We start from the raw sequence: 5,495 nt of genomic DNA, 5'->3' as shown, positions 1-5,495 counted from the left end.
TCAGCTCGACCTCGACAACCTGCTTGCTCGGCTCCAGGACGCCGAGCGCCAGCGGGAGCAGGTGCTCGACGACCTGCGCCGCGTCGCGGCCGACTTCGACAACTACCGCAAGCGTGTCGCCCGCGAGCAGACGCAGATCCTGGCGCGATCGGGGGAGCGCGTCGTCGCGAAGCTCCTGCCCGTGCTCGACGACCTCGAGCGCGCGCTCGACGCGGCCGAGCACCACGAGGAGGCGAGGGTGCTCGAGGGCGTCCGCATGACGAAGGACGCGCTCGCGGCAGTGCTGGCCTCCGAGGGTGTCGAGGAGATTCCCGCGGACGGGCCGTTCGATCCGCACGTCCACGAGGCGCTGATGACCCAGCCCGGCGACGGGGTCGAGCCCGGCCACGTCGTCCAGGTCGTGACACGCGGTTACAAGATCGGGGACGTCGTGCTGCGCCCGGCACGCGTGGTCGTGGCGGAGGGGTAGACACGTGCCGCCTCGCGACCCCTACGACGTCCTCGGCGTCTCGAAGACGGCATCCGACGACGAGATCAAGAAGGCGTACCGGAAGCTCGCACGCGAGCTCCATCCCGACCGGAACCCCGGCGACTCGTCCGCCGAGGAGCGGTTCAAGGACGTCCAGGCGGCCTACGACATCCTCTCCGACTCGGAGAAGCGCCAGGCGTACGACCGGTTCGGCCCCGAGGGTCCCGGACCGGGGTTCGGGCCCGGGGGCGGCGTCCGCTACGAGAACGTCGACCTCGGCGACCTGTCGGACATCCTCGGCAACTTCGGCTCGTTCTTCGGGCGCGGGCAGCAGCGCGCAGGACGGCCGCGCCCCGAACGGGGCGGCGACCTCGAGTCGCGCGTTCGCATCTCGTTCGACGACGCGCTGAACGGAGTCCAGATCCGCGTGCCCGTCGAGGTCGAGACGGCCTGTCACGTCTGCGGCGGGACCGGCGCCGAGCCCGGGACCGCGCCGCGCACGTGCCCCGATTGCCAGGGCTCCGGCGTCATCTCCGACAGCCAGGGCCTCTTCGCGCTGTCCCATCCGTGCCCGCGCTGCCGCGGAAACGGCGTGATCGTCGACACGCCGTGCAAGAACTGCCACGGGACGGGCCGCGAGCGCGTCACGCGCCGGTACCAGGTGAAGGTGCCCGCCGGCGCCAAGGACGGGACGCGCATCCGGCTCAAGGGAAAGGGCGAGCCCGGTCTCTACGGCGGGCCGGCCGGCGACCTCCACGTCCGTGTCCAGGTCGAGCCCTCCCCGCTGTACGAGCGCCGGGGCGCCGACCTCGTGCTCGACGTGCCCGTGACGTATCCCGAGGCGGCGCTCGGCGCGACGGTCGAGATCCCGACACCCGAGGGGCCGGTGGCGCTCAAGGTGCCGTCGGGCTCGGAGAGCGGGAAGCTGCTTCGCGTCAAGGGGCGCGGCGCGCCGAAGCTGAACGGCGGCGGCAAGGGCGATCTGCTCGCGCGCCTCGTGGTGACGGTGCCGAAGAAGCTGTCGAAGGCGGAGAAGGAAGCGCTCGAGGCGTACCGGACGACGTCGCGCGAGCAGCCCCGTGAGCACCTGGCGAGGAGCTCGTAGCCATGCCGGAACGCGGGCGCTACATGATCTCCGTCGCCGCCGACCTTGCGGGGCTGCACCCGCAGACGCTGCGGATGTACGAGACCCGCGGCCTCGTCCGTCCCGCGCGCACGCCGGGCGGCACGCGACTCTATTCGGAGCACGACGTCGACCGCCTGAGGTTGATCCAGCGGCTGACGAGCGAGCTCGGTCTCAATCTCGCGGGCGTCGAGCACGTGCTGCGGCTCGAGGACGAGTTGCGCCGGCTGCAGGCGCGGATGCGCCAGCTCGAGCGCCAGCTCCGTGACGAGATCCAGATGACCCACAAGCAGTACCGGCGGGAGGTCGTCGTCTACGAGCGACCGAAGCCGCCGGCACCGAGGAGCTGAGAGATGGACTTCAACAAGTTGACGATCAAGAGCGGGGAGGCCGTTGCGGGCGCGCAGGAGCTGGCGCGCCGGATCGGCAATCCCGAGGTCACTCCCGACCACCTGACGATCGCGCTGCTCGACCAGGAGCTGCCGCGCACGCTCGTCGAGCGTTCCGGCGCGTCGCCGGACGCGCTTCGGAGCGAGGCGGAGGCACGGCTCGGTCAGCAGCCGTCCGTTTCCGGCGGCGGCGCGCAGCCGCAGGCGGGGGCGGCCTTCCGCCGCGTGCTCGACGAGGCATTCGACGAGGCGAAGGCGCTCGGTGACGAGTTCGTCTCCGTCGAGCACCTGCTGCTCGCGTTGGAGATCGTCCCGCGCGACGCGCTGCTCGCCGCACTCCAGCAGGTTCGCGGCGGCCAGCGGGTCACGTCGCATGATCCGGAGGGCTCGTACCAGGCGCTCGAGAAGTACGGCCGCGACCTGACCGCACTCGCCGAGCAGGGGAAGCTCGATCCGGTCATCGGCCGCGACGAGGAGATCCGCCGGACGATCCAGGTGCTCTCGCGCCGGACGAAGAACAACCCCGTGCTGATCGGCGAGCCGGGGGTGGGAAAGACCGCGATCGCGGAGGGCCTTGCACAGCGGATCGTCGCGGGCGACGTCCCGTCGGGGCTCGAAGGCAAGCGTGTCTGGGCGCTCGACGTGGGCGCGCTCCTCGCGGGGGCGAAGTACCGCGGCGAGTTCGAGGAGCGGCTCAAGGCCGTCCTCGCCGAGATCACCGCGAGCGAGGGCGAGATCGTCCTCTTCATCGACGAGCTCCACACGATCGTCGGCGCCGGCGCCGCGGAAGGCGCCGTCTCGGCCGGCAACATGCTCAAGCCGATGCTCGCGCGCGGCGAGTTGCGCGCGGTCGGTGCCACGACGCTCGACGAGTACCGGTCGCACATCGAGAAGGACCCTGCGCTCGAGCGTCGCTTCCAGCCCGTCTTCATCGGCGAGCCGACGGTGGCCGACACGATCGGGATCCTGCGCGGCCTGAAGGAGCGCTACGAGGCGCACCACGGCGTGCGCATCCGCGACGCCGCCCTCGTCGCCGCGGCGGTGCTCTCGGATCGATACATCTCCGACCGCTTCCTGCCCGACAAGGCGATCGACCTCGTCGACGAGTCGGCCTCGCGCCTGCGCATGGAGATCGACTCCTCGCCGGTCGAGCTCGACGAGGCGGAGCGGCGTGTCACTCAGCTCGAGATCGAGCTCGCGGCGATGGCGAAGGAGCCACCTGCGACGCGCGAGCCGCTCGAGAAGGAGCTCGCCGAGGCGAAGGCCCGCCGCGACGAGCTCGCCGCCCGCTGGGCCGGCGAGAAGGACGTGCTCGACCGCGTCAAGGAGATCACGCGGCAGATCGACGACCTGCGCATGGAGGCGGAGCGCGCGGAGCGCGGCGGCGACCTCGCCCGCGTCGCGGAGATCCGCTACGGGCTGCTCCCCGAGCTCGAGCGCGAGCTCTCGGAGCGCGCCGAGCCGGCGGCGGCGCCGATGGTCAAGGAGGAGGTCGACGAGGACGACATCGCCTCCGTCGTCGCCCAGTGGACCGGTATCCCGACCGACCGGCTGCTCGAGGGCGAGGTCGAGAAGCTCGTCCACATGGAGGAACGCCTCCACGAGCGGGTCGTCGGCCAGGACGCCGCGATCGAGGCCGTCTCGAACGCGCTCCGGCGCGCGCGCTCGGGGCTGCAGGACCCGAATAGGCCGATCGGCTCGTTCGTCTTCCTCGGCCCGACAGGCGTGGGGAAGACCGAGCTCGCGCGGGCGCTCGCGGAGTTCATGTTCGACGACGACCACGCGATGGTGCGGCTCGACATGTCCGAGTACCAGGAGCGGCATACGGTCGCCCGGCTCGTCGGCGCCCCGCCGGGCTACGTCGGCTACGAGGAGGGCGGCCAGCTGACCGAGGCGGTGCGGCGCAGGCCCTATGCCGTGCTGCTGCTCGACGAGATCGAGAAGGCGCACGCCGAGGTGTTCGACGTGCTCCTGCAGCTGCTCGACGACGGCCGGTTGACCGACGGCCACGGCCGCACGGTCGACTTCCGGAACACGGTCGTGATCATGACCTCGAACATCCGCACGCTCGAGGACATGGCAGAGCGGTTCCGGCCGGAGTTCCTCAATCGGATCGACGAGATCGTCGTCTTCGAGTCGCTCACGCGCGAGCAACTTTCGGAGATCGTGACGATGCAGCTCGCGCGGCTGAACGAGCGCCTCGCCGAGCGCGGCCTGTCACTGGAGCTGACAGATGGTGCGAGAGAGCTGATCGCCGAGGCGGGCTGGGATTCGGCCTACGGTGCGAGGCCGCTCAAGCGGGCCATTCAGCGCCTGCTCGAAAACCCGCTCGCGCTGCGGCTGCTCGAGGGCGAGTTCTCCGACGGCGACACGATCCGCGCCTACTCCGAGCTCGGCGAGATCCGCTTCACCCGGGAGGAGGCGGCCGCGCCGCCGGTCGAGGAGCCGGTCGGCGCGGAGCGCTGATGGGAGCGCCGATGCCGCGGGCGTCAGCTGGCGGCGGGCTTGTGACCGACGATGAAGTACGCGGGCCGCGGGTCGATCCACGGCCCCGGCATGCGGACGCTGGGTTCCATCGGACGCAGCCCGGCATCGAGCTCATCGCGCGCGATACGTCGCGTCTGTTGACCCGAACGCGATCGTTCATCGGCTTCGATTGGCCTCTATTCCGTAAGTGACATAGTATTTACAAGGTATGAGTGAGCCGTCCTGGAATGACGTGCTCGCAGCCGCGGCGCGCCTGCAGCGGCTGGTTCCCGACGCCGTGCTCGTCGGCGGGACGGCGGCGGCTGCGCACGCGAAGCATCGCGTTTCCTTCGACGACGATCACGTGCTCGAGGACCTCCGGACGCGCTTCGACGACGTGCTCGACCATGTCGAGCAGGCCCAGGGCTGGCGCACTGCGCGTGTCAACCGGCCGGTCCTGATCCTCGGCAGCCTCGACGGGATCGAGACGGGGATCCGCCAGCTCGCGCGGACGCGCCCGCTCGAGCTCGAGGAGCTCGACACGCCCGCGGGGACGATCAGGATTCCGACGCTCCCGGAGATGCTGAGGGTCAAGGCATGGCTGATCCTGCGGCGAAACGCCACGCGCGACTACCTCGACACGGTGGCGCTCGCCGAGAGGCTCGGCGGCGACGAGGCTGGCGCGGTCGTCGCCGATCTCGACGCCTACTACGAGGACCAGCTCGGGGCGGGCGGCCGGCGGATCGCGACGCAGCTCGCAAAGCAGCTCGCCGAGCCGGCGCCCTACGACCTGTCGGACGTCGACCTCCGCGAGTACCGGCAGCTCGAGAGGCGCTGGCAGGACTGGGACGACGTCGCGCGCGCGTGCGAGGCGCTCGCCGTCGCCATGCTCGACCGGCTCTCGGGGGAGAGCGCCTGATGCGGCATCGGCATCTCGACCACGCGTCCGACACGCCGGTCGCGGAGCTCGGGCCGGCGGCGCTCGACGACCTGCTCGACCGCGGTGATCTCGACGACTGGGCCCCGCTGCTCCGGGAGATCCGCCGCG

The 5,495-nt window shown here is 71.1% G+C and carries 5 protein-coding genes; all 5 read left to right on the top strand.

Annotated elements, in window-relative coordinates; all coding sequences use genetic code 11:
• A partial coding sequence (locus VNM44_RS08275; RefSeq protein ID WP_325624894.1) for a nucleotide exchange factor GrpE occupies nt 1–469 on the top strand: 469 nt, incomplete at its 5' end.
• 4 nt (nt 470–473) lie between these two features.
• Complete coding sequence (gene dnaJ, locus VNM44_RS08270; protein WP_325624891.1) at nt 474–1,574, top strand: molecular chaperone DnaJ; 1,101 nt, start codon at nt 474–476, stop codon at nt 1,572–1,574.
• A gap of 2 nt (nt 1,575–1,576) precedes the next feature.
• A complete protein-coding gene (locus VNM44_RS08265; protein WP_325624889.1) occupies nt 1,577–1,942 on the top strand; it encodes a heat shock protein transcriptional repressor HspR in 366 nt (121 codons plus the stop codon).
• Between the two features lie 3 nt (nt 1,943–1,945).
• Complete coding sequence (locus VNM44_RS08260) at nt 1,946–4,447, top strand: ATP-dependent Clp protease ATP-binding subunit (protein ID WP_325624884.1); 2,502 nt, start codon at nt 1,946–1,948, stop codon at nt 4,445–4,447.
• 229 nt (nt 4,448–4,676) lie between these two features.
• Nucleotides 4,677–5,366 (top strand): hypothetical protein, encoded by a 690-nt coding sequence (locus tag VNM44_RS08255; protein WP_325624881.1) that lies wholly within the window; start codon nt 4,677–4,679, stop codon nt 5,364–5,366.
• Nucleotides 5,367–5,495 lie beyond the last annotated feature (129 nt).

Origin of the sequence: Gaiella sp. (assembly GCF_035558935.1) — a bacterium.
In the GTDB taxonomy this organism is placed as follows: domain Bacteria; phylum Actinomycetota; class Thermoleophilia; order Gaiellales; family Gaiellaceae; genus Gaiella.
Note: the sequence above shows the minus strand (reverse complement) of the source record. Positions and strands in the feature narration are given on the sequence as shown.